The following is a 25,746-nucleotide window of genomic DNA, read 5'->3' on the forward strand; positions in this document are numbered from 1 at the left end:
CGATTATCACGATTGCCCATAACTTGGGGTTAACTGTAGTCGCCGAAGGTGTAGAAGATGAAAAACAACTGGCCATCCTTAGACGGTATCAATGTGAAATGATTCAGGGCTTTTTATATAGCAAACCCTTGAATAAAGAACGATTTAGCAAACTGCTATCTGAAAGTCACAAAATGAAGAAACTGATTAAACATCAAATATAGCCATCACAGACGTATTTCTTCCTGTCGCTATACACCTGGAATCTGAACACCACCAATTAAAGCGTAAAGCGCAACAACAATCTTTTGTGATTGCGTGCTCTATATTTATTATTCCTGATTTTACTCCACAGCTACCGCGTTAAACCTGATATTTATCTTTAAAATTCAACAATATATAAATTGGCATGATCTAAGCATTAATAAGCTTGAATATGACATTACGTCAATATTCGGACATAACACATCAAATTATAATGAAGGAAACAAAAAATGTTAAAAGCTTATGCAATCGCTTTAGTGCTTAGCACTTCACCTGTCGCCAATACCGCTAATGACGGAGCAAAAGAGCAGCAGAAAGACGTTACTACTGCTACTGAACAAGCTCTTAAGCCAGGTGGAATGATTCGTCGCGCGCTTAAGCCTGGCGGTATGATTCGTCGTTAATTAACGATGCACATCGTTGTCAGATGTGACTTAGGCAACAAAGATAGCCAAAAAAGAGAGGAAACTCTCTTTTTTTATGCCGATAGAAAAATTGAATTGAAACCAATGGTTTTACGCAATGCCATGCGTTTTTTAGCCGTAAAAATAGGTAATAACATGGGACCGGCTAACAAACCTGCGAGTGCCCACTTTTTGGCACTTAGCCCATATTTAAAGGCTTGAACGTAATAAAATAAAGAACTCAACGAAACCGTAATCAGTATTAACAACATCTATACACAACTCAAAGATATAACCACGTAAACGGATGACCAGTTTACTTTTTCATCGGAATGGCGACAAATTAGACAGCTAAAAAAATACCGGGCACGGCCCGGTATTTGTGTCGTTTAATTGACTAACTGTTAATAAAACGTAACTTTTTCCTTGGCCATTTTTTGCAATACCGCAGCGGGAGTAAATTTATCACCCAACAGCTTTTGATAATGGCTTAACCGCGCCACCACATGATCAATACCCAAGCTATCCATATAACGGAATGGCCCGCCCAGGAACGGAGGGAAACCAATACCAAAAATTGCGCCAATATCACCATCACGAGCATTACGAATCACACCTTCATCCAGACACATTGCCGCTTCGTTAAGCATTAACAATACGGTACGCTCAGCAATTTGATCATGTCCAAGTTTTTGATTGGGAGTAATATTCAGCAATTCATATACCGATGGGTCTACTTCTTTACCAGGCTTCTTGCCCTTGTAATCGTAAAGTCCTTTCTGGTTTTTCTTGCCCTTGCGATCATCCGTCAATAATTTGTCAAACGCATCCGGAGCGGTAAAACGTTCGCCTAAGTCTGCAACCAGAATAGGACTAATCTTGGAGCCTACATCAATACCGACTTCATCGAGTAACTTCATCGGACCGACAGGGAAACCAAAATTCAATAAGGCTTTATCAATATGCTCAATGGGTTCACCGGACAATAAAATACAAGCCGCTTCATTCATATAAGGCGCCAGAATACGGTTTACATAAAACCCGGCGCCATCTTTAACTACAATTGGGGTTTTGCCCTGCTTGCGAGCGAACGCAACAGTAGTTGAAATAGTCTGCTCTGATGTCGCCTCATGCGCGATAACCTCAGCCAATGGCATTTTATCTACCGGAGAAAAATAATGCAGACCAATAACTTGTTCTGGTCGCGCAGATTGACTGGCAATCTGTCCAATCGGAATAGAAGAAGTATTAGTGGCAAAAATTGTCTCCGCGCGGCAATGCTGTTCCACATCGGCAACCATTTGCTGCTTTAATTGCAAATCTTCGAATACTGCTTCAACCACAATATCAGTATTAGCAAAACCTTGATAATCAGTACTACCGGTTAATAGCGATAATTGCTTTTGCATCTCCGTACGAGAAATGATTCGGCGTTTAACCCGTTTATTTAATATGTCGTAGCTATACTTAATTGCATTGGCGATACCTTCGGCGCGAATATCTTTAATTCTTACCGGAATTTTGGCTTTGCCTGTAACAAACGCAATCCCTCCGCCCATTAAGCCACCACCTAACACCGCCGCTTTCTTAATCTCTTTAGGTTCAACACCTTCAACACCGGTTTCTTTTTTCATTTCAGTGGTAGCAAAAAAGATATTGCGCAACTGTTTGGATTCAGGTGACATCACCAGCTCACCAAAATGCTTGGCCTCAAGCTGATAACCTTTAGTCGGATTTGAGCAACCGGCTTCAATCACATCAATAATACGCTCCGGTGCCGGATAGTTTCCGCGCGTTTTACTTAAGGTCTGCTTGCGGGCTTGGCTAAATAAAATATTGCGACCCACAGGTGTTTTTTCTAACAACTTGCTGACCAAGTTCAACTTGGGTTGCGGAGCAGAGGGTTTCGATTTCCCTGCAAAAATTATCGCCACATCAAGTAACACCGATAAAGGAACCACTTCGTCGACTAATCCGGCTTTTTTGGCCTGTTTAGGACGTAACTGCTTACCGGTTAACATCATTTGCATCGCGGTCTGAACACCGATTAAACGGGGTAAACGCTGGGTGCCCCCGCTTCCTGGCAATAACCCTAACTGCACCTCAGGTAAGCCCATTACCGTGCTGTTACTATCACTACAAACACGGTAATGACAACACAATGCTAATTCCAGTCCGCCCCCTAAAGCCGGTCCATGAATAGCGGCGACAAAAGGAATGCGCATTTTTTCAATACGTTGCATCACTGCCTGACCACTGCTGGACAGCAACTGAGCGTCATCAGCCGATGTGCAAGCATCCAGCATCCCAATATCTGCACCGGCGACAAACGAATTCTTTTTACCACTCGCTAATACCACCCCTTTGATACTTTTATCCGTATCAATTTGGTCAAGGATCTGGCTGATCTGATCGCCAAATTCCGCTTTCAGGGTGTTCATCGATTCACCCGGTACATCCATGGTGATAACGGCAATACCGTCTTCGCGTACTTGTAAATCAAATGCGCTATTATTTTGGTTACTCATCGTTATCACTCCTTATTCGGTTTCAACAATCATCGCCGCGCCCAGACCACCTGCCGCACAGGCCGTTAATAAGCCACAGCCTCCACCACGACGATTTAATTCATTCAACATCTGCGTGATCATTCGGGTCCCTGTCGCTGCAAAAGGGTGTCCATAGGCAATAGAACTACCCATCACATTAAATTTAGTCATATCCACTTCACCGGTAGCTTTACTGCGCCCTAATTTATCTTGAGCAAACTTGTCACTGGCAAACATCTTTAAATTGGCCAGTGTCTGTGCAGCAAAAGCTTCATGCATTTCTATCAAAGTCAGATCGGATAGCTGCATTCCCGCTCGTTCCAACGCAATAGGCGTGGCATAAGATGGTCCCATCAACATATCTTCCCAGACATCGATAGCGGCAAACGCATAGCTACGCAAATAACCCAATGGGGTATAGCCCAACGCTTTGGCACGACTTTCTGTCATCATTACTATGGCAGATGCCCCATCGGTTAATGGCGTCGCGTTTGCGGCGGTAACCGTGCCGTATTTTTTATCAAATACCGGGCGTAATTTAGCGTAGCTTTCCAGTTTGGAGTCAAAACGTACGTTGTTATCTTTTTCCAGGGCCCCTTTATAGGGTTCGGAATAGGCCGTCATTACCTCACCGGCGAGCTTCCCTTCATTCCAGCTTGCAGCAGCATTTGTGTGAGAACGATGGGCTAGCGCATCTTGATCCTGACGGCTGATCTGATGGGTTTTAGCCATCTGTTCGGCCGTTTGTCCCATCGATAAACCGGTGGAATATTCCGCCACAGCAGGGGGAACAGGTAATAAATCTTTCAATCCCAACTTTTTCAATACGGACCATTTTTGTCCAAGGGTCTTAGTTTTTTGCAAATCGACCAACGCTCTGGCCAGCTTTTTTGAAACCCCGATGGGTGAAACAGAGGTAGAATCGGCTCCCCCGGCGATTCCCACCTCGATATTACCGGCCAACATCGTTTCGGCAATATTGACGGTGGCCTGAAAACTGGTGGCACAGGCACGAGATACACTGTAGGCGTCAGTATGCACATTCATACCAGTACCCAACACGATTTCTCGGGCAATATTAGGCGCTTCGGGCATTTGTACTACTTGACCATAAACAAGCTGTTCAATTAAATCGACGTCCATATTGTGTCGAACCAGCAACTCATTGACGACCATTTTGCCCAAGTCAACCGCGGGTACGCCATGGAAATGGGTCGCCATTTTAGCAAAGGGCGTACGTAATCCGGCAACGATGGCAATACGATCACCACTACGAGTGGTTAAGCTTTGGGTGGCCGATTTTTGTAAACGAGGCATAATATGTCCTTTAGTGGTCTGACCTGTAATAGACGGAATTGTACAGTCTGTTAACAAAAATACAAATATTAGTTTAATACTGAGCAAACTTGATATTTATAAATTCTGTAACATTGTTTTTGTTGTAATGAACCTTATATAAATTACCTTGTCAGTACTTCGGATTTAATTTTTCGACGACTTTTATTATTCGACACAGAGGATAAGTTGTAACTATCATGGCAGCAGAACAATTCAGACAACTACAAGGTTACCTGGACTCGCAGGTAATAGGCCAAACCGCCCTCACCCGTAACATTCTTATCGCTTTATTGGCCAATGGTCACTTATTAGTTGAAGGCCCTCCCGGATTAGCCAAAACACGCGCAGTGAATGCGTTGGCTCAAGGATTGGAAGGTGATTTCCACCGAGTACAGTTTACCCCCGACTTATTACCGGCTGATTTAACTGGTACCGACATTTATCGTCCAGAAGATGGCAGTTTTGTTTTTCAATCGGGACCGCTATTTCATAACCTGGTATTAGCCGATGAAATTAACCGCGCCCCGGCCAAGGTTCAATCCGCTTTACTTGAAGCGATGGCCGAGCGACAGATCACAGTCGGCAATAAAACCTACCCGCTTCCTGAATTATTCTTGGTAATGGCGACCCAAAACCCGATTGAACAGGAAGGCACCTATCCACTACCCGAAGCTCAATTAGACCGCTTTTTAATGCATCTGGAAATTGACTACCCTGGAGCCGATACCGAATTAAAAATCCTGCAACTGACGCGAAATGAAGAATTGAGTGAAAAAGTCGAAAAACCCACCCAATTAACCCAGCAGGATTTATTTGATGCTCGTAAGCAGGTGTTAAAAATCCACTTGGCCGATGCACTTGAACACTATTTGGTGCAATTAATTATCGCCACTCGTGAGCCACAAAAATACGATCCTCAATTAGCTAACTGGATCGAGTTTGGCGCCAGTCCTCGGGCAACTATTGCGCTGGATCGCTGTGCCAGGGCGCATGCCTGGTTAAATGGCCGGGATTTTGTCGGTCCAGATGACATTCAAGCCGTGTTCCACAATGTGTTACGCCACCGACTATTACTGAGTTACGAAGCCGAAGCTGAGGGCGTAACGACGAATCAGGTATTGGACAAAATATTACAACTGGTCACCGTACCCTAACGGCATAATCTCATGAAGCAAGTAGTTAATTGGTTATCCGAACGGCACTGTGATGGTGTCAATCTGGGGATCAAAGAGTTACTCCATTACCAAAATAAAACCGGCCTACTGGATCTGTCACCCAAACTGACAATTCAAGCTAAATTAGCCGGTAGTTATTTGGCCAAAACCAAAGGTCGTGGTATGGAGTTTGATGAAGCCCGTCACTATCAGCAGGGTGATGATATTCGCGCTATAGACTGGCGAGTGACTGCCCGAACCGGTAAAACTCATACTAAAATTTATCGGGAAGAAAAAGAACGTCCGGTGTTCATTCTGGCCGATCTTTCCGCCAGCATGTATTTTGGCACCCGGTTACTATTCAAATCGGTGCAAACGGCTCATTTAGCGTCTTTAATTGCCTGGTCAGCGCAAAAACGTGGCGATCGGGTGGGTGGTTTAATTTTTAATCAAAACCAACATCGCGAATTTAAACCCTATACCCGCCATAAAGCGGTATTGTCATTTTTACATGGCCTGATGGAGTTTCACCAACCCACGAATACCCAGCAACAATATCGCTTTTCCGAAGCCTGCGCCCGAGTACGTCGTTTAGCCCGTCCAGGCAGCCTGATCTTTATTTTAAGTGATTTTTTGCATCTGGATGACGCCGCAAAACAACATATTAGCCGAATGACCAGACACTGTGAGGTCATTGCTCATCCACTAAGTGATCCTTTTGAACATGAATTACCTAAAGTTAAAGTGGCTCAATCGGTTGCATTAACCGATGGAAACGAAAGCCAGACCATCATATTAGGCGAAGGGTCGATTGAACAACAGTATGCCAGTCAGCATCAGCAACACTTTGAGCAGATCACTCATATATTGAAGCATTGCCGTTGTAAGGTCATTCCCATTTCGGCCGCTGAGCCAATAGAATCGCAGTTTGGTGCACGATCATGAACCCGTTAGAGCAACTAAAAGATATTCATTTGCCAGCACCGGTGGGTATGTGGCCACCTGCCTGGGGTTGGTGGTTAGTCGCGTTGATGAGTATCAGCGTAATGATTTTAACACTCCGTTGGCTGATTAAACGGTATCGTAAAAAACAGGCAATTCGAGAAGCCATGGCCTTATTTTCCCAACTGGATAATCAGGCAAAGGATTACTTACAACAACTCAACTCGTTATTAAAGCGACTATGTTTGAGTTATTTTCCTCGTAGAAATATTGCCAGCTTGCACCAACAAGCCTGGTGTGAATTTTTAACCAGCCAGTTACCCACTAAAAAACAGGCTGAATTTTCCTCTAATTATCAGTTATTACTCAATGGGTTATATGATCCAACTGCCAGTGCACTTGAACATCAACAAGCAGGTTTGTTGGTTAAAAATTGGATTAAAACCGCATTACCACCGAAAAAACGGGAGCTAAAGCATGTTTGAGTTTGCTTGGCCTTGGGTGTTTATCGCCCTGCCCTTACCTTTTTTGATTTGGAAACTACCCGCTCGGCAACAGCAACAATCGGTTGCCTTGAAAGTACCTAGTTTGACGGATAGTTTTACCGACCAAACCCAGCAGACAAAATCAAGTTACTGGAAATATCTGCTGGCTATCGTGATCTGGCTTTGTTTAGTTTGTGCCGCTGCTCGACCACAATGGTTGGGTGAGCCAATGAGCATTCCCGCCGAAGGGCGGGATTTAATGCTAGCGGTGGATTTATCCGGCAGTATGAAAATTGACGATATGCAAGTCAATGGCCGTCAGGTAGATCGACTAGTGATGATCAAATATGTATTGAGTGATTTTATTCAGCGCCGGATAGGTGACCGATTGGGCTTGATTCTGTTTGCCGATACCGCCTACTTACAGGCACCATTAACTTATGATCGCGATACAGTAACAAAATTATTGGATGAATCTGTTATCGGTTTAGTTGGTGAACAAACGGCAATTGGTGATGCCGTTGGCTTGGCCGTTAAACGTTTTGAGCAGAAGAAAGACTCCAATCGCGTACTAATCTTACTCACCGATGGACAAAATACCGCAGGAAATATTTCTCCAGCACAAGCCACTGAACTGGCTAAAGCGAATAAAATAACGGTTTACACTATTGGTGTAGGGGCAGATCAAATGCAGGTACAAAGCTTTTTTGGTACCCGCACGGTCAATCCATCCCAGGAGTTGGATGAAAAAATGCTCACTCATATTGCTGATGAAACTGGTGGACGTTACTTCCGTGCTCGCGATGCCGAAGATTTAGAACATATCTACGAAATTCTGGACGAACTGGAACCTATTGCCCGTGAAAGTCGCCAAATGCGTCCACTACAAGCATTATTTTACTACCCCTTGTTAGTCGCGTTAGCCCTAAGTTTACTGATCGGCTTGTTACCACTGGGATATTCCATCCAGAATCGTTGGAGGAATCATAATGCCTGATTTATCCTTATTTCACTTCTTACGTCCCCACTGGTTATGGGCATTAATCCCCATGTTTTTGATGGTTTTAGCCTTAATCGGTCTACATAAACAAAAATCGGGATGGCAAGGCGTATTGGCGGGTCATTTGTATCGGCATATTATCAGCGAACAAGTCAAAGGCCAACAAAAGCCACTCTGGTGGTTATTGGCCCTGGTGTGGCTAATCAGTGTTGTCGCCTTAGCTGGTCCAACTTGGGAACGTCTGCCGCAGCCGGTATATCAACTCAATACCGGTAAAGTTGTCGTGCTGGATATGTCATTATCCATGCGCGCAACGGACATCAAACCGGATCGTCTAACCCGGGCTAAATATAAAGCGATTGATTTGGTAAAAAAGATTGCCGAAGGCGAAACCGGCCTTATCGCTTACGCGGGTGATGCATTTACCATAAGCCCATTAAGTTCTGACGGCCAAAATCTCACTGCATTGATCCCCAGTTTAGTACCGGAAATCATGCCGGTAAGCGGCAGTGAGCCCTACTTAGGCTTGAAAGCGGCAGCCGAATTGCTTGAAAATGCCGGCTTTTCACAAGGTGAAATTTTTTGGATCACCGATGGAATAGAAAGCCAGCAAATGAAAGAGATCAGTGACTTTCTATCTGATAGTCCTTATCGATTATCCATCATTGGAGTCGGCAGTAATGAAGGAGCGCCGATTGTGCAGGCCGATGGACAATTACTTAAAGATAACAGTGGCGCAATAGTACTTCCCAAGCTAAACAGTTCACAGTTACAAGCACTGGCGTCACAGGGACATGGGCGTTTCGCTCACTTGCAATCCGATGATAGTGATATTGATTATCTAACCGAACAAGCTTTGGTTGATCGTGATGTGGATCCGGAACAACAGGACGAAAATAACAGCGGTGACCAATGGCGAGAGATGGGTCCCTGGTTGTTACTGTTAGTGTTGCCTTTGGCCGCTTATGGTTTTCGTCGTGGCCTAATCATGGCGGTGTTATCAGTCAGTTTGCTATCGGGTTACATGCCCAAAGCGCAGGCCAACTGGTGGGATGACATGTGGCAACGCCCCGATCAACAAGGCCAAAAAGCCTTTAATAGTGAGCAATATCAACAAGCTGCTGAACAATTTAATAATCCCATGTGGCAAGGCAGTGCCTATTATAAAAATGGAGATTATCAAGCAGCCGCAGAGGCATTTAGTCAACTCGATAACGCTGAAGCCCTTTACAATAAAGGAAATGCCTTAGCACAATTGCAACAGATTGATGAAGCCATAGAAGCATATCGACAAGCGCTGGAAAAGCAGCCTGATTTTGAAGATGCGAAACAGAACAAAGCCTTGCTTGAGCAAATGAAAAAACAGCAAGAGCAACAAAAACAGCAAGAGCAACAAAAACAGCAGGATCAGCAAAATCAGCAAGATAAAGACGATCAATCTGATCAGGAAAAGAACCAGCAAAATAAAGATGGAGAAAATTCTACTGGTGACGGCACACAGCAGCAAAAACAAAATGATCAGCAACAACAGTCCGATCAAGATCAGCAGTCAGAGCAACAGAAAGAGCAAGAACAACAGCAGCAGAACCAAGGTCAATCTTCTGATGAGCAACCTGAGCAAAATCAAGCGCAAGCTCAACAAACCGAGATGACGGAAGAAGAAAAAGAACAAATGCTAAAAATGCAGAATTTGCTGCGCAAAGTGCCAGATGACCCGGCTTATTTGTTAAAACGTAAAATGCAGTTGGAATACCAGCAACGTAAACGCCGCCAAATTACGCCTCCCAATAAGGACAACTGGTAATGTTATCCATGTCATTAATCAACAAGTTAATCCCGTTTATGAAAATATCGAGAAGTACTCCAACAATGATAAAAACATTAACGCTATCTCTGCTGATGTTATGTAACAGCGCCTTCGCGCTGCAAGTCACCGCCACAGTAGATAAAAATCCAGTTATGGTGGACGAATCATTTACCTTGCAGGTGAGCGCCGATGACGATATGGACATCAGTGCTTTTGATCCCTCACCATTAATGAAAGACTTTGTAGTGGGTCGTACGTCGGTGAGTCGTCAAACGCAGATGATTAATTTTAACACCACTAAGGTCACCCAGTGGAATACGGTGTTAATTCCCCGCAAAGAAGGTCGTTATACTATCCCGGCACTCACCGTAGCTGGCCAATCGACTCAGCCTATTAATTTAATGGTGATCCCGGTATCGGCTAGTCATCAAAACCAAAATCGAGATTTATATATCACCACCGATGTGGACACTAAAAAGGCGTATTTACAAACGCAAATACGGTATACCGCGAAATTATATCTTGGTGTTGATCTGCAACGAGGCAGTCTTGAATCGCCTAAAATCGCTGACGCTGATATTCGTCAAATAGGCAAAGACAAAGAATATTCGGACATTGTCGATGGTCGCCGTTATCGGATCATTGAACGTACGTTTGCCATCATTCCGCAAAAAAGTGGCAAATTCACCATCAATGGCCCGCTATTTGAAGGTGAGGTCATCGACAACAATAGCAGCAATCAGTCGTTTGGCTTTTTTAAACGGACTAAAAATGTCAGTCGGGTAGGCCCTTCAATTGATATAGAAGTATTGCCCGTACCAGACAACTATCCCCATCACTGGTTACCCAGTGACTTTGTACAACTTACCGAAGAATGGCAACCTAAAGCCGGTGAATACAAAGTCGGTGAACCCATTACCCGCACTTTAACCTTAACTGCGGTTGGATTAGTCGAAGAACAATTGCCCGAAATCAACAGCCAGTATCCTGATAATGTTAAAACTTATCCTGATCAAGCCAATACGGTGACTGTTGAGCGGGATGATAATTTAATTGCCCAGCGCACCGAAACTATCGCCATTATTCCCAACAGTGAGGGAAAAATTCAGATCCCGGCGGTGAGTGTTCCCTGGTTTAATGTCGTCACTGGTGAAACCGAGTATGCGCGTTTACCTGCCCGCACCATCACCGTGGCACCTGGGGCCGTCACCAAAGCCGTTCCCACAGTCGCGCCCGCAGTTCCTGTCGCCGATACCGCCCCCAGTTCGTCTCCAGTATCTGTATCTCTAGGCACCACCACCGGTGAACCGGTTTATTGGTCGATCAGCAGTTCTGTATTATTGGCACTATGGTTACTGACATTATTATTATGGTGGCGTTCACAGCGCAAGACCCGTGTTGAAACTCACACCACCGAACAACAACGCTCCGTCTCCAGTCAGCAACTTAAACAAGCGTTGTCATCCAATCAACCTGCCCAAATACTGCCATTATTAACGCAATGGCTAGCCGAATATTGTGGGGAACCGTCGCAAACATTGGCATTGAGTCAACAGCAAATCGGTAACCCAGATCTGAATCAGGCAATAAGTGACATGTTGTCCAGCTTATATTCAAAACAGTCACAGCAGTGGAATAGCGATAAATTAAATGCCATTATCAATCAACTTGCCAAACAACCTGTTAAGACGAGTAATCACCCTTACCAGTTGCAAAGCCTTTATCCGCAATAATATGCTCTAATAGAGATGACAAAAAAAGCGATGGAACTCTGTGTTCAAACGAAATAAAAAGCAAAGCAACAAGGTCTCTACAGGCATGCTATCTAAACAACAGCGTTATGAGGCTCTTGTGCACGCACTGCATGGCGATATATTTCGCTACGCATACTGGTTAGTCAAAGACAAAACTGTCGCTGAAGACATCGTGCAGGAAACCTTTTTACGCGCATGGAAATCCTTGGATTCACTTAAAGATGAAAAAGCGGCTAAATCATGGTTAATCACCATATTACGCCGTGAAAATGCCCGTCGCTTCGAACGCAAGCAATTCGATCTGGTTGATATGGATGATGTGGTATTAGCGGATGAAATCCAGAGTAATGAACAGGATCTTGAACATCGTGAGTTACATCGACTAATTAATGGTTTGGCCGACGAATATAGAGAACCATTAGTTTTACAATCCATTTTTGGCTTAAGCGGTGATGAAATATCAGTGCAACTTGGATTGAACAAAAATACGGTTATGACCCGCTTATTTAGAGCAAGAAACCAACTTAAAGAGGCATTGGAACAACCTAATGAAACACGAGGCAGCCAAAATGGATGAATTAGAGTTCCGTCGTACCATTTATGCGCAACCCGATACTAACGATGCGGATGTTATTGAAGCTGCTGCCCAAGATGCAACCAAGCAGCAATTTTGGCAAGACGTTAAGCAACTCGATCATAAAATTAAACGCAGCGTTAATGAGGTTGATGTTCCCAGTGATTTAGCCCATCGACTTATTTTGCGCCAGACTATCTCCCGCCACCGTCAGCAACAAATCAGACAACGTTGGTATCTTGCTTTGGCGGCCTCCATCGCATTTTTGGTGGGGATCAATTTTACATTTTTACAAAATAGTCCGTTGGATTTGAGTCATTACGCATTGGCACACCGCTATCAGGAAGGTGAAGTTCCGATGCAAATGAATGAAAATGTCACTCTGCAACAACTTAATGTAAAACTCGCCAGTATGGGAGGACATTTACAAGGAACGGATTTTCACAATAATATCGGCAATATTTATTTCGCCAATTTTTGTGATTTTGAACAAGTACGTAGTTTGCATCTGGTGATTGATGGCGAGCAAGGCAAAGTAACCGTGTTTGTGGTACCACATGACAAAAAATACACGATAGATGGGCAATTTTCCGATCAACGTTTTAATGGTAAAGCTGTCGATTTAGGCTCTGTCGCCTTAATTGTGCTAGGTGAGAAAAACCAGCCTTTACAAAAGGTTACTGATAAGTTGAGAAAAGAACTGATTTTCTCAACTTAGTCATTGAGCTAGCTCCCGTGATATTCCATTTTAATGTGCTCAATGCCCGCATCATCAAAACTGTCACCCACCGATTCAAAACCAATTCGTTGATAAAAGTGTTGGATCATGACCTGTGCGGTCAAAGTGATTTTTTTCTTGCGTACCGGATCAATATGCGAACATTTCTGCAACGCTCGACGCATTAACTTTACCCCCCATTCCTGACCTCGGTGCTCCTTTTCCAGTACCACCCGCTCGATCTTGATTTCGTCATGGCATGAGCGAATACGTAAATACCCAACCAGTTTTTTATTTATATGCAGTAACAAATGCCAGCTGTTTTCATCCAGCCCGTCAATATCCGGATAAAGACTTTGCTGCTCAATAATGAACACTTTTTGACGAAGCCGATAAATCGTTTGTAATAGATACTGATCGATTGCAGAAAACTTACACCATCTGAACTCTGACATGCTACTCCGCTCAAGAAAGGGATAATGGAAAGGGGAACATCACTACTATTACACAGAATAGAAATAATGTTTAGGATTAATAGCATGTTCGAACAAGCATTTAAAAAACGTGACCTCATGACAATTACATGTAAAATCATTTATATGAGTCACTTTTTGAATAATTAGATATGGCTTTTTTTGCCGCACGGCAACCCATTTTAGACATCGATAAAAAGTTGTTTGCTTACGAGCTACTGTTTCGTGAGAATCTGGATAATGTATTTCCCGAAAACATAAACGCGGAAGAAGCCACATCCCGTATGGTAGAAGGGCTACACTTTAACCTGGGGTTAGATGGATTAATTCAAAATAAATGTGCTTTTATTAATTTTACCCACGAATCCCTGATTAACCAGTACCCACAATTACTCCCGAATGATCAGGTCGTGGTGGAAGTATTAGAAACCGTTAAACCGGGTAAAAAGCTGCTTGCCGCAATTATAGAACTCAAAGAAAAAGGCTACACCATCGCTCTGGATGACTATATTCATCATCGCATTTGGCTCCATTTTTTTCCTTATACCGACATTATCAAAATTGACTGGAAAGAAACGTCAATGGAGACCATACAAAAAGTCATTAATGACATTAAGCCCTTTCCTCACATTAAACTGCTCGCCGAAAAGATTGAAACCCATGAAGAATTTAATATCGCGGTTGGGTTGGGATTTAGTTATTTTCAGGGTTACTTTTTTAGTCGTCCCGAAGTATTGCAAAGTCGGGCCATTAGCCCTTCTCAAATGTCGTTAGCCAATCTAATGATAGAGCTCAGCCAACATGAGCCTGATATTAATGCCGTCACACAGGTTATCGAACGAGATGTTAATCTGTCATTTAAGTTACTACGGTATGCCCAATCCCCCTTATTTAAGCGTCGAACCGAAATAACCACAATCAAACACGCCTTACTGGTATTAGGCGATCAGGAACTAAGACGTTTTGTGTCAGTGCTATTTGCTGCGCAGTTTGGCGTAGCGAAACCGGCCGAGTTAACCAATATGTCTTTGATCCGGGCTCGTTTCTGCGAAACTTTGGCCGCCTTACCCGGACAAAATCAATCGAAAGAAAGCGCCTTTTTAGTCGGATTATTATCCTTACTAGACGCGCTACTCGATACCGAAATGACAGAGTTACTCGAAAAGCTACCGCTGGCAGACAGTATTAAGCAGGTATTAATTCATCACAACGGAGTGTTAGGTCAATATTTGACATTATTAATTGCCGTGGAACACGCTGATTGGAGTTTGGTGAGCCAATTGGAAGCGTCCCTCAACTTAACCGCAGACACTGCCGGACAGTTATATCAACAAGCATTAAAATGGGCCAACGAACGACAGGAATTTAGTTAGTCGTCCCTTACTTCAATATTCTTTTCTACACTTTCATATAGTATTTTGATTAATTCATTCTGACCTGCTTTCGTGTTAACTTATATGCATAGGCTATTTTGGAATATAGCTATCGATTAGCATTCAATAACGGAACCTTATATGACGGTTAAAATCCCCACAGTTACCCATTTAAAGCAGTTAGAAGCGGAGAGTATTCATATCTTTCGCGAAGTTGCCGCGGAGTTTGATAATCCGGTAATGCTCTATTCTGTTGGTAAAGACTCATCGGTATTACTGCATCTGGCACGTAAAGCTTTTGCTCCCGGCAAAATACCTTTCCCGTTGATGCACGTGGACACCAACTGGAAGTTCCATGAAATGATCGAATTTCGTGATCAGATGGCAGCGAAACACCAATTTGAATTAATTGTGCATCAAAATCAGCAAGGCCTGGATATGGGCGTAGGCCCCTTCACTCATGGCAGTGCCAAACATACCGACATAATGAAAACCGAAGCCCTTAAACAGGCCTTAAATAAATATAAATTTGATGCCGCTTTTGGCGGTGCCAGACGGGATGAAGAAAAGTCTCGAGCCAAAGAAAGGGTATATTCGTTCCGCGATGAAAATCATCGCTGGGATCCCAAAAACCAGCGCCCAGAACTATGGAATATCTACAATTCCAAGATCAACAAAGGCGAAAGTATCCGGGTATTCCCAATGTCCAACTGGACCGAACTGGATATTTGGCAATATATCTATTTAGAGAATATTGAAATTCCGTCATTGTATTTAGCCAAACCTCGTCCAGTCGTCGAGCGGGACGGCATATTAATCATGGTTGATGATGACCGAATGCCGCTCAAGGAAGGCGAAACACCAGACATGAAATCGGTGCGTTTCCGCACGTTAGGTTGTTATCCGTTAACCGGTGCTGTGGAGTCTACTGCCGCCACCTTGCCTGAAGTGATTCAGGAAATGTTGCTGACCAAAACGTCCGAACGTCAAGGCCGAGTGATCGATCATGATGAAGCCGGTTCAATGGAGAAAAAGAAAATGGAAGGATATTTCTAATGGCGAATAACATTGTTTGGCATGACCATAAAATTGATAAACAGGCTCGCGCTCAAGCCAAAAAACAAAAGCCTTGCGTTATCTGGTTCACTGGCTTAAGTGGCTCAGGTAAATCCACCATTGCCAATATTCTGGAGCAAAAGCTACACGAACAGGGCAAGCAAACCTACCTGCTGGATGGTGACAATGTTCGTCATGGTCTATGTGGTGATTTAGGCTTTAGCGATAAAGATCGGGTAGAAAATATTCGCCGTATTAGTGAAGTATCAAAATTATTCGTTGATGCTGGCTTAATCGTCATTACTGCATTTATTTCACCGTTTAGAACTGATCGTGATTCCGCCCGACAGATATTGGAAAACGGTGAGTTTGTTGAAGTGTTTGTAGATACCCCGCTGGATGTCTGTGAACAGCGCGATCCGAAAGGCTTATACGAAAAAGCTCGCAAAGGTGATATTAAAGACTTTACCGGAATTGGTTCAGCCTATGAAGCGCCTGTTAATCCTGAATGTCATCTGATGTTTGACGGACAAGATGCTGAACAATCAGCCGATCAGTTAATTGCCCAACTGAAACAGAAAGGATATCTGGATTAATGAGTGATACTACGTTGCATCAACCGGTAATCGATATTGCCCACCGAGCTGGTGATGCCATTATGCAAATTTATCAACGTGACTTTGATATTAGCACCAAGAGCGATACCAGCCCGCTAACCGAAGCAGACTTGGCCGCACATCATATTATTGTGCAAGGTTTGCAGACAATTTCCGACCTACCGGTATTATCCGAAGAATCCGCCAACATTCCATGGCAACAGCGTCAGCAATGGGATCAATATTGGCTAGTTGATCCGCTCGATGGTACCAAGGAATTTATCAAAAAAAATGGCGAATTCACCGTTAATATCGCCTTAATTGATAATGGCCAACCGGTATTTGGGGTAGTTTACGCGCCGGTATTAGAAAAGACCTATGTGGGCGATGCTCAATCCGGTGCCTATCTCATCGAAAAACAACAGAAAACTCCCATCAAGGTGGCGCCTCATCAGGATGGCGAGACCTGGCAAGTAGTGGGCAGTCGTTCTCATCAAAGTCCCGAGATCCAGGCGTTTTTAACTAATTTAGAGGGTGAAACCAATCTGGTAGCCATGGGCAGTTCGTTGAAGCTGTGCTTAGTGGCTGAAGGTGTGGCCCATGTGTATCCGCGATTAGGTCCAACATCCGAATGGGATACTGCTGCAGCACAAGCTGTAGTGGAAGCTGCAGGGGGACAAGTTGTGGTCTATCCCGGTGATACACCGTTACGTTACAACCAGAAAGAATCCGTTTTAAACCCTTATTTTGTGGTGACTAGCAAAGATGAATAGTGAAAATCAATTACTTCAATCCGATATTCTGTCCTATCTCGATCAGCATGAGAAAAAAGATCTGCAACGCTTTATCACCTGCGGCAGTGTTGATGACGGTAAAAGTACCCTGATTGGGCGATTACTGCACGACTCAAAAATGATCTTTGAAGATCAATTAGCCGCCATCACCAAAGACAGTAAAAAAGTCGGTACCACTGGTGAAAAAGTTGACTTGGCCTTATTGGTTGATGGTTTGCAATCAGAGCGTGAGCAAGGGATCACCATTGATGTCGCCTATCGGTATTTTTCTACTGACAAACGCAAGTTTATTGTGGCCGATACACCGGGACATGAGCAATACACTCGCAATATGGTTACCGGTGCCTCAACCTGTGATCTGGCCGTTATCCTGATTGATGCCCGTAGCGGGGTTAAAACCCAAACCAAGCGCCACTCGTTTTTGGTGTCATTATTGGGGATTAAACACGTTATTGTGGCCATCAATAAAATGGACTTAAAAGATTACGATCAAAAAGTATATGAATCGATTAAGACTGACTATCTGCGTTTTGCCGCGCAACTGGATATTCCAGATATTAACTTTGTCCCTATGTCTGCATTGGAAGGTGATAACGTAGTTAATCGCAGCGACAATACACCGTGGTATCAGGGTGAGACGCTGATGGAGATGTTGGAAAATATCGAAATAGCAGAAGATATTAATACCGAAGATTTCCGCTTTCCGGTTCAATACGTCAGTCGTCCTGATCTGAACTATCGCGGTTTTGCCGGTACGGTGGTATCAGGTAGCATCGCACCGGGTGATGAGATTATGGCATTGCCCTCAGGTAAGACATCCAGGATTAAATCTATCGATACCTTTGATGGTCCTTTGGACTTGGCTTACTCACCATTAGCTGTAACCCTGACATTGGAAGATGAGATCGATATTTCTCGCGGCGATATGATCGTGAAAGCCGATAATCGCCCTTTTGTTGGCGGACAATTTAAGTCTACCTTGGTATGGATGGCCGAAGATAGTATGACGCCCAACAAGCAATATGACTTTAAGTTTGCCACAAAAACGGTTGCCGGGAGTGTCAACGATATTAATTATCGAATAGACGTCAATACGCTAGAACACAATCAATCTACCCATTTAGGTTTAAACGAAATTGCCGTGTGTGATATTAAGCTTAATCAACCGGTTGCTTGTGATCCCTACCAACAAAACCGGGCAACGGGTGCGTTTATTATTATTGATCGTTTAACCAATGGTACTGTGGGTGCAGGAATGATTATTGCTCAAAACGAGCAGTCTAACACCAAAACCCAACAATATTCCGAGTTTGAATTAGAGTTTAATCAACTGGTACGGAAACATTTTCCTCACTGGCAAGCTCTCGATATTAGTAAACTTTAAATAACACAAACTAGGGTCTGTTGATTTATGACCATTGACCAAATATTGGTTGTCGGCATTTTTATTGCCACGATTGGGGCGCTTGTCTTTTCCGACAAGCGCCCTGCTTTTATTTTTTCGATTGTAATATTGGCACTCATTGTTAGTGGGGTGTTGTCTTTAGAACAAGTCACTCATAATTTAACTAACATCGGCTTAATTACACTAATACTGTTATTAATGGTCAGTGCTTCCGTGGATAAAACCTCGCTAATTAAAGGTTTAGCCCGTAAATTGGTTACCTTAGGATATAAACGCAGTTTCTGGCGTTTGTTTGGTGTGACTTTTTTAGCCTCAGCATTTTTAAATAATACTGCGGTAGTTGCCACCCTGATTGGACCGGTCAAACAAAATCAGTACCACCCGCCTTCGCGATTACTTATTCCTTTATCCTACGCGGCCATTTTAGGCGGCACCTTAACCTTAATTGGTACCTCAACAAATTTAATTGTGGACAGCTTTCTGCTTGAGCATGGCCACGCCGGCTTTAAATTCTGGGACTTCACCCTGTATGGCTTGGTCGCCGGGTTAGCCTGCGGACTGGTGATGTTTTTGCTCAGTCCGTTATTGCCTGACATTAAGGTCACAGGCAAAAATTACACCGATTATTTTATTGAAGCCGAGGTCAGCAATGATTCCGAGCTGGTAGGTAAAACCGTTGAACAAAACCATTTACGTAATTTACCGGAGTTGTTTTTAGCTGAAGTAGTACGCAAAGGTAAATTGATTAGCCCCGTTACCCCGGATGTGATTATTGATGCCGGTGATAAATTGATTTTCACCGGTAATATGCAACGAGTAGACAGTCTGCAACATATCGACGGTTTAAACATGTTTGCCGAAACTGATGGGTTATTACGCGAAAACCTGACCGAAGTGGTGGTATCCAACCGGTCCAGAATTATTGGAAAAACCCTGAAACAAGTGGGATTTCGCGCCTTGTTTGATGCTGCCGTAGTGGCAATCCGACGTGATGGCGAAGCCATATCAGGAAAGCATGGTGATGTTGCATTGCAAGCGGGAGATTTTTTGGTACTGGCCACCGGACCGGATTTTTCTGCACGACATAATCTAGCCAAAAACTTCTTTATTGTCAGTGAACGAAACATCGCTAAGAAACTGAGTACTCTTCAGGAATGGGTCACCCTAGGCGGATTTGGTGCGGTGATAATCGCTGCAGCCACTTCCATGTTATCGTTACCACTCGGTTTGATGTTATTAATGTGCGGATTAGTACTGGCAAACATTATCACCGGTAACGAGTTAAAACGTCATTTACCGATTAACTTGATTCTGGTTATCGTGGGCGCGCTCAGTTTAGCGACGGGGTTAGAAAATAGCGGGGTTATCAATTTGGTGACCCAAAGTATTGAACCTATATTACTCGGTGCCGATCCGTTTTACGCTTTGCTATGCGTGTATATAATGACGTTATTAATGACTGAGGTGGTCACTAACAACGCTGCTGCAGCGTTAATGTTTCCATTCGCATGGGGTCTTTGCACTGCGATGAACCTGCCCGTATTACCTTTTGCGTTGGCTGTCGCCTTTGCCGCTAGCGCCAGCTTTATTTCACCTTACGGTTATCAAACAAACCTGCTGGTATTCAGCGCGACCAATTATAAACTGAAACATTTTGTTAGAATGGGACTGCCCATTTCCATTACATATTCAACGATTGTATTGACGTTACTGAAGTTGAACTACGGGTTTTAAGGGGATATTAACGAACTAAAACATGATCATATTTTAGCTCGTCGCTCGAAGCTCGTTACTCGCAGTTATCTTTAAACTTTACGCCACGTCGTTCCCTGAGGGCCATCTTCTAGCACTATCCCCATCGCGGTTAAGGCGTCGCGTGCCACATCGGCTGCCGCCCAGTCTTTATCAGCACGAGCCTGCTTGCGATCCGCAATCAATTGTTCGATAGCCGCGACATCTAAATCTTTACCTTGAAAATAATGTTCGGGATCTTGCTGTAATAATCCCATCACACCACCAAGATAAACCATAATGCCGGCCAGCTTCTGAGCCTGTTGAGGATCTTCTAACCGCGCGATATTAATTTCACGAGCCAATTCAAATAACACTGAAATAGCCTCAGGGCTATTAAAGTCGTCATTCATTGCTGCATCAAAACGCTCCTGATATACATTTTCCTGTTTGGCATGCTGTCTATCTGGCTCTATACCCCGCAATGCCGTATATAAACGCTCTAAACTGGCGCGAGCCTGTTTGAGATTATCTTCGCTATAATTTAGCTGACTGCGGTAATGAGCGGTCATCAGAAAATAACGGACCGTTTCGGCATCGTGTTGTTTCAGTACGTCGCGTAACGTAAAAAAGTTGCCCAGGGATTTGGACATTTTTTCTTCGTTGACCTGCACCATCCCCGTATGGATCCAGTAATTCACATAAGGTGTATCAAAGGCGCAGCAGGATTGAGCTACTTCATTTTCATGATGGGGGAAAATCAGATCCGACCCACCACCATGTATATCGAAATGGGCGCCAAGATGTTTATGATTCATCGCTGAACATTCAATATGCCAACCTGGACGGCCATCTCCCCAGGGAGATTTCCAGCTCGGTTCACCAGCTTTAGCCGATTTCCATAGCACAAAATCCAAAGGCGACTGTTTATCCTGGGTCACTTCCACTCGCGAACCTGATTGTAATTGCTCCAAATCCTGACGGCTCAATTTTCCATATTGCGCAAAGCTACTTACATTAAACAATACATCACCACTGCTGGATACATAAGCGTGCTGCTTATCAACCAAACGCTGAATTACTTGGATAATTTCATCCATGTGCGTCGTCACACGGGGTTCAATATCAGCTGGTAATAAACCAATGGCAGCGAAGTCCTGATGCATCATCTCGATGGTACGACTGGTTAAATCTTCACAACTTTCATTGTTATCGATAGCCCGTTGGATAATTTTGTCATCCACATCGGTAATATTGCGCACGTAGTTAACCTGATAGCCCATGTGGCGCATAAAACGCACCATTAAATCAAAACTTAAGTAAGTACGGGCATGTCCCATATGACACAGATCATAAACCGTGATCCCGCACACATACATGTCGACCTTGCCCGCCACTAACGGCTTAAATATTTCCTTCTGGCGAGTCAATGTATTGTATATGTGCAGCATGTAGCGATTTCCTGTATTTATCCCCTTATCCTTAAAACGGCACTTTTATTGGCTTTGCGTAATTGCCGCCACCGTGTAATTTCAATGATTTTTGGGGATAGAGTTAAGTATAAAATGTCAAAAAGCGAATATTAACACCACCTCTGGCATGTCGCATCAACGATTGAACAAATTGTCATGCTGATCGGATTAGAAATTTACGTTAAACTGGCGTTTTTCCCTATTACGGAACTGATTATGGTTAAAATACACACTAACTTTGGCACTATCGGCCTGACAATGTTTGCTGATAAAGCCCCTGTGACCGTTGAAAACTTCCTGTCTTATGCCCGCGAAGGCTTTTACGACAATACAATATTTCACCGCATCATTAGCGGTTTTATGATTCAAGGTGGTGGATTTGAGCCGGGTTTAGAACAAAAGCCCACAAAAGATCCAATAAAGAACGAAGCCAACAACGGATTAGCCAATAATAAAGGTACCGTTGCCATGGCTAGAACCAATGAGCCTCATTCGGCCACATGCCAATTTTTTATTAACTTAACCGATAACAGCTTTCTAAACTTCCGTGGTGAAAGCCCGGATGGTTGGGGCTACTGTGTATTTGCGCAAGTCAGTGAAGGTATGGATGTAGTTGAGAAAATCAAGTCAGTTAAAACCGGCAATGCTGGCTTCCATCAAGATGTTCCGCTAGAAGATGTTGTGATTGAAAAGGTCGTAGTCGAAGACTAAAACCTGTTTATCTTTCATTTTACTGCTGTTGAGAAATGAAAATTTCTCAACAGCAACACAAGCAGTCTCGTTTATTCAGGTAATAAATAAGTTTGTTTGACCATGTTGTTTATAACGACCGGGAATGAAGGACTGTCAAACTCAAGCCAACCAGCTGGGGCTAATATTGAACACACTGTTTATTGCCGATCTGCACTTGTCAGAAAGCCGTCCGGATATTACCGCGGCTTTTATTCATTTTATGCAACAACAAGCCATCCATGCGGATGCCTTATATGTATTAGGTGATTTATTTGAGGTATGGATTGGTGATGATGAAATCACGCCGCTAAATACTCAAGTTATTCAGGCATTCAAACAACTCACTTCACAGCAGGTACCGGTTTATTTTATCCATGGTAACCGTGATTTTTTAATTGGTCGTCGTTTTGCTAAAGCCACCGGAGTGATCCTACTCCCGGAGCATCATGTGATTGATTTATACGGCCAACCTACTTTGATTATGCATGGCGATAGCTTATGTACGCTAGATGTGGCTTATCAAAAGTTCAGGAAGAAATCCCGCAGTTGGTGGTGGCAAGCGGGCATTCTGTCTTTGCCGTTATTTATCCGGCATAAAATTGGCCAAAATGCCCGTCAAAAAAGTCAGCAATCCAACATGAACAAATCGGATAACATTATGGATGTCACCGAGAGTGAAGTCATCACTCAAATGGAACAACATCAAGTACAGACATTGATCCATGGTCACACCCATCGTCCAGCGATTCATTCATTGGAAATTAACGGACAACCCGCCAAACGCATTGTATTAGGTGACTGGTATGAGCAAGGAAGTTGTTTGAAGGTCACCCCTGAATCGATCCTATTGGAGAGTAACCCTCTACCCAGTATATAAACCGGGTCACTTTCTCGTCCGCCGTACCACCTTTCCCTATAGAAATAGCTGCTTTGAATTAAGCTAATTCGCGATTGTGACTGGTCATATTTCCATCACACAAGCTTCATATTTATGTCAATTAAACGTCACCTCTAAACTGCTAGTCTCTACGCCCAGTTAATGTTGCCGTGCTTTCTTATCGCTAGTTCACGTCAATATTCAACTTTCAGTATCAAAACCATAACGAATGACAATCACTATTCAAAAAAATACAGAGGACAATAACTAATGATTATTGAGTCAAAATTGGCTAACACTATTCGAGCCTTATTAATAGGAATGCCCGTTGTAATGCTAGCTGCTTGCGGTGACGGAGACGATGGAAAAAACGGTGTGGATGGCGCAGACGGAGCAGATGGCGCAACCTCTTTAACCCAAGTGACAACCTTACCTTCAACTGATGAATGTCCCAATGGCGCGACACTATTGCAAGCCGGCACTGATACCAATGGTAATGGCGTTCTGGACGACACAGAAGTGACAAGCGAATCATCAGTTTGCTCAGCTGCCAGCGCCAGTTCACATCTGTTAGCTTCGTCTGCCACGATTAAATTTGACAGCGTTGATGCACCTTCAACCAATTATGAAAAACGTCAAATTCAAGTCGGCCAGGCTAAAGTCATCGATGGTGATGAAGAAACCATGTTGGATGTGGATTATCACATTCTCGCCCGTTCGGGTGACAAATTTGGCGATGTGGCTTTTGGTCAGTTAGTGGACAAAGAGGGGCAGCCTTTGTTTGGCGAAGATGGCGCACGTAAAATTTCGGATGCTAATGAACACACCTCATTACTCCCCATTGGTAACAAGCTGTTTTCTGTGTCCCAGATGGAATCAACTCCCGGAGCGATGTTCCTGATGGAATTGGCTCAAAATCAACAAAACGGTGAATTGAGCGTTAAAAGTATGCAGCAAATTGACCAATCTGGCGTGGACGGTGGTTGGGTTCACTGTGCCGCGTCGGTAACGCCGTGGACCACCCATCTCGCCTCTGAAGAATATGAGCCAAACGCAGCTAATCCCCTTAGCGCATCGGCAATGAATGAATATATGGGATTGAGTGGCGACACTAATCCATATTACTACGGCTGGAATATTGAAATAAAAGTCAATGAAGACGCCTCTACTGAATTAAGCAAACATTATGCAATGGGTCGGATGGCATTCGAATTGTCATATGTGATGCCTGACCAGAAAACCGTTTATATGTCTGATGATGGCACCAACGTTGGATTCTTTATGTTTCTGGCCGATACTGCCGGTGATCTGAGCGCCGGTACTCTGTATGCGGCAAAATGGCACCAAACCTCAGCAGACAATGGCGGTACAGCAAATATCAGCTGGATCAATTTAGGCCACGCGACTGACGCTGAAATTAGTGATTATGTCCATGGCACCAATGATAAGGCTAAATTGACTTTTACTGATATTTTTGACGTCGATGGAACAGGTTGCACCACAGTCAGTACCAATGGTAATACTGAGTGTTTAACCCTTAAAGACGGTATGGAAAAAGCAGCATCTCGCATGGAGTCTCGTCGTTATGCCGCATTGCAAGGTGCAACCACTGAATTACGCAAGGAAGAAGGTATTACTTTCGATCCTGACCGCAACAAATTGTATGTCGCCATTTCTGAAGTAGCTAAAGGTATGACTGACGGAGCGGGCGATATTCAACTAGCGGAAGCCAATTCATGTGGTGCGGTTTATCAATTCGACATCGCCACTGAGACAGTCAATGACAACGCGGGTAGTGCAATCGACTCCTCGTCTGTGGTCCACAACTGGAGCCCTCTGATAGCTGGCCGGCCCGTTTCCGCTGAAGACCCGCAAGTTGCCGGATTTGAAGGCAATAATGCTTGTCACATCAACGGAATTGCCAGCCCCGATAACCTGACCTACATGAGCGGCCACAACCAATTGATCATCGGTGAAGATACCGGTAGCGGTCACCAAAACGATGCTATTTGGGCTTACGATTTAGATGATGGCAGTCTAAAACGCATTCAAACCACTCCTTACGGTGCGGAAACAACCTCACCTTACTGGTATCCCAATATTAACGGTTGGGCTTATCTGATGAGTGTGGTTCAGCATCCGTACGGTGAGTCAGATGGAGATAAAGATACTGGAACCGGTGAAGCACGAGCTTACACTGGCTACGTGGGACCTTTCCCAGCCAAATCCGAGTAATTTATTCATAAAACATCTATGAGGGGGCACTTGC

The 25,746-nt window shown here is 43.8% G+C and carries 24 protein-coding genes; 19 read left to right on the forward strand and 5 right to left on the reverse strand.

Going from position 1 to position 25,746, the window contains the following annotated elements:
* Positions 1 to 203, forward strand: a 203-nt coding sequence (locus ACTD55_RS06075; RefSeq protein WP_438863426.1) for an EAL domain-containing protein, incomplete at its 5' end; no start/stop codon positions are given.
* A 270-nt stretch (positions 204 to 473) separates the two neighbouring features.
* Complete coding sequence (locus tag ACTD55_RS06080; protein WP_438863427.1) at positions 474 to 647, forward strand: hypothetical protein; 174 nt, start codon at positions 474 to 476, stop codon at positions 645 to 647.
* A 74-nt stretch (positions 648 to 721) separates the two neighbouring features.
* Here ACTD55_RS06080 and ACTD55_RS06085 read toward each other — a convergent pair whose 3' ends face one another.
* The 3 genes from ACTD55_RS06085 to fadI all read right to left on the reverse strand — a co-directional run bounded on the left by ACTD55_RS06085 (position 722) and on the right by fadI (position 4,513).
* Entirely contained in the window at positions 722 to 919 is a 198-nt protein-coding gene (locus ACTD55_RS06085) for a hypothetical protein (protein ID WP_438863428.1), read from the reverse strand.
* A 132-nt stretch (positions 920 to 1,051) separates the two neighbouring features.
* The gene (gene fadJ, locus ACTD55_RS06090) at positions 1,052 to 3,175 is read right to left on the reverse strand and encodes a fatty acid oxidation complex subunit alpha FadJ (RefSeq protein ID WP_438863429.1); all 2,124 of its coding nucleotides are present in this window, start codon (positions 3,173 to 3,175) and stop codon (positions 1,052 to 1,054) included.
* A 12-nt stretch (positions 3,176 to 3,187) separates the two neighbouring features.
* On the reverse strand, positions 3,188 to 4,513 hold the full coding sequence (gene fadI, locus ACTD55_RS06095) for an acetyl-CoA C-acyltransferase FadI (protein ID WP_438863430.1): 1,326 nt from the start codon (positions 4,511 to 4,513) through the stop codon (positions 3,188 to 3,190).
* 218 nt (positions 4,514 to 4,731) lie between these two features.
* Here fadI and ACTD55_RS06100 point away from each other — a divergent pair, with 218 nt between their 5' ends.
* From ACTD55_RS06100 to ACTD55_RS06135, 8 genes are all read left to right on the forward strand, one after another.
* On the forward strand, positions 4,732 to 5,688 hold the full coding sequence (locus ACTD55_RS06100; RefSeq protein ID WP_438863431.1) for an AAA family ATPase: 957 nt from the start codon (positions 4,732 to 4,734) through the stop codon (positions 5,686 to 5,688).
* 12 nt (positions 5,689 to 5,700) lie between these two features.
* Positions 5,701 to 6,633, forward strand: coding sequence for a DUF58 domain-containing protein (locus ACTD55_RS06105; RefSeq protein WP_438863432.1), 933 nt, complete (start codon positions 5,701 to 5,703; stop codon positions 6,631 to 6,633).
* Positions 6,630 to 7,115: a DUF4381 domain-containing protein gene (locus ACTD55_RS06110; protein WP_438863433.1), complete on the forward strand. Its 486-nt coding sequence runs from the start codon at positions 6,630 to 6,632 to the stop codon at positions 7,113 to 7,115. The genes ACTD55_RS06105 and ACTD55_RS06110 overlap by 4 nt, the downstream gene beginning before the upstream one ends.
* On the forward strand, positions 7,108 to 8,112 hold the full coding sequence (locus ACTD55_RS06115) for a vWA domain-containing protein (protein WP_438863434.1): 1,005 nt from the start codon (positions 7,108 to 7,110) through the stop codon (positions 8,110 to 8,112). The genes ACTD55_RS06110 and ACTD55_RS06115 overlap by 8 nt, the downstream gene beginning before the upstream one ends.
* Entirely contained in the window at positions 8,105 to 9,919 is a 1,815-nt protein-coding gene (locus tag ACTD55_RS06120) for a vWA domain-containing protein (RefSeq protein ID WP_438863435.1), read from the forward strand. The genes ACTD55_RS06115 and ACTD55_RS06120 overlap by 8 nt, the downstream gene beginning before the upstream one ends.
* Positions 9,920 to 9,984: 65 nt before the next feature.
* Entirely contained in the window at positions 9,985 to 11,655 is a 1,671-nt protein-coding gene (locus ACTD55_RS06125) for a BatD family protein (protein ID WP_438863436.1), read from the forward strand.
* Between the two features lie 85 nt (positions 11,656 to 11,740).
* Entirely contained in the window at positions 11,741 to 12,253 is a 513-nt protein-coding gene (locus ACTD55_RS06130; RefSeq protein WP_438863647.1) for a sigma-70 family RNA polymerase sigma factor, read from the forward strand.
* On the forward strand, positions 12,225 to 12,968 hold the full coding sequence (locus tag ACTD55_RS06135; protein WP_438863437.1) for a DUF3379 family protein: 744 nt from the start codon (positions 12,225 to 12,227) through the stop codon (positions 12,966 to 12,968). The genes ACTD55_RS06130 and ACTD55_RS06135 overlap by 29 nt, the downstream gene beginning before the upstream one ends.
* Positions 12,969 to 12,976: 8 nt before the next feature.
* Here the strand turns inward: ACTD55_RS06135 and ACTD55_RS06140 are convergent, their stop codons facing one another.
* Entirely contained in the window at positions 12,977 to 13,423 is a 447-nt protein-coding gene (locus tag ACTD55_RS06140) for a GNAT family N-acetyltransferase (protein WP_438863438.1), read from the reverse strand.
* Positions 13,424 to 13,593: 170 nt separating this feature from the next.
* On the opposite strand from ACTD55_RS06140, the gene ACTD55_RS06145 reads away from it, so the two are divergent.
* From ACTD55_RS06145 to ACTD55_RS06170, 6 genes are all read left to right on the forward strand, one after another.
* Positions 13,594 to 14,814, forward strand: coding sequence for an EAL and HDOD domain-containing protein (locus tag ACTD55_RS06145; RefSeq protein ID WP_438863439.1), 1,221 nt, complete (start codon positions 13,594 to 13,596; stop codon positions 14,812 to 14,814).
* 141 nt (positions 14,815 to 14,955) lie between these two features.
* Positions 14,956 to 15,870, forward strand: coding sequence for a sulfate adenylyltransferase subunit CysD (cysD, locus tag ACTD55_RS06150; protein ID WP_438863440.1), 915 nt, complete (start codon positions 14,956 to 14,958; stop codon positions 15,868 to 15,870).
* Entirely contained in the window at positions 15,870 to 16,466 is a 597-nt protein-coding gene (cysC, locus tag ACTD55_RS06155; protein ID WP_438863441.1) for an adenylyl-sulfate kinase, read from the forward strand. Before cysD ends, cysC begins: the two co-directional genes overlap by 1 nt.
* Positions 16,466 to 17,239 (forward strand): 3'(2'),5'-bisphosphate nucleotidase CysQ, encoded by a 774-nt coding sequence (gene cysQ / locus ACTD55_RS06160; protein ID WP_438863442.1) that lies wholly within the window; start codon positions 16,466 to 16,468, stop codon positions 17,237 to 17,239. Before cysC ends, cysQ begins: the two co-directional genes overlap by 1 nt.
* Positions 17,232 to 18,644 carry a sulfate adenylyltransferase subunit CysN gene (gene cysN / locus ACTD55_RS06165; protein ID WP_438863443.1) on the forward strand — a complete coding sequence of 471 codons (1,413 nt, stop codon included), beginning with the start codon at positions 17,232 to 17,234 and terminating at the stop codon, positions 18,642 to 18,644. The genes cysQ and cysN overlap by 8 nt, the downstream gene beginning before the upstream one ends.
* A gap of 27 nt (positions 18,645 to 18,671) precedes the next feature.
* Positions 18,672 to 20,399: an SLC13 family permease gene (locus ACTD55_RS06170; protein WP_438863444.1), complete on the forward strand. Its 1,728-nt coding sequence runs from the start codon at positions 18,672 to 18,674 to the stop codon at positions 20,397 to 20,399.
* 71 nt (positions 20,400 to 20,470) lie between these two features.
* Here ACTD55_RS06170 and cysS read toward each other — a convergent pair whose 3' ends face one another.
* Positions 20,471 to 21,847, reverse strand: coding sequence for a cysteine--tRNA ligase (gene cysS, locus ACTD55_RS06175; RefSeq protein ID WP_438863445.1), 1,377 nt, complete (start codon positions 21,845 to 21,847; stop codon positions 20,471 to 20,473).
* Positions 21,848 to 22,084: 237 nt separating this feature from the next.
* Between cysS and ACTD55_RS06180 the strand changes: the two genes are divergently transcribed.
* The 3 genes from ACTD55_RS06180 to ACTD55_RS06190 all read left to right on the forward strand — a co-directional run bounded on the left by ACTD55_RS06180 (position 22,085) and on the right by ACTD55_RS06190 (position 25,712).
* Complete coding sequence (locus tag ACTD55_RS06180; RefSeq protein WP_438863648.1) at positions 22,085 to 22,579, forward strand: peptidylprolyl isomerase; 495 nt, start codon at positions 22,085 to 22,087, stop codon at positions 22,577 to 22,579.
* A gap of 124 nt (positions 22,580 to 22,703) precedes the next feature.
* On the forward strand, positions 22,704 to 23,477 hold the full coding sequence (gene lpxH / locus ACTD55_RS06185; RefSeq protein ID WP_438863446.1) for a UDP-2,3-diacylglucosamine diphosphatase: 774 nt from the start codon (positions 22,704 to 22,706) through the stop codon (positions 23,475 to 23,477).
* A 270-nt stretch (positions 23,478 to 23,747) separates the two neighbouring features.
* Positions 23,748 to 25,712 carry a PhoX family protein gene (locus ACTD55_RS06190; protein ID WP_438863447.1) on the forward strand — a complete coding sequence of 655 codons (1,965 nt, stop codon included), beginning with the start codon at positions 23,748 to 23,750 and terminating at the stop codon, positions 25,710 to 25,712.
* Positions 25,713 to 25,746 lie beyond the last annotated feature (34 nt).

This window comes from Neptunicella sp. (assembly GCF_048268085.1).
Classification (GTDB): domain Bacteria; phylum Pseudomonadota; class Gammaproteobacteria; order Enterobacterales; family Alteromonadaceae; genus Neptunicella.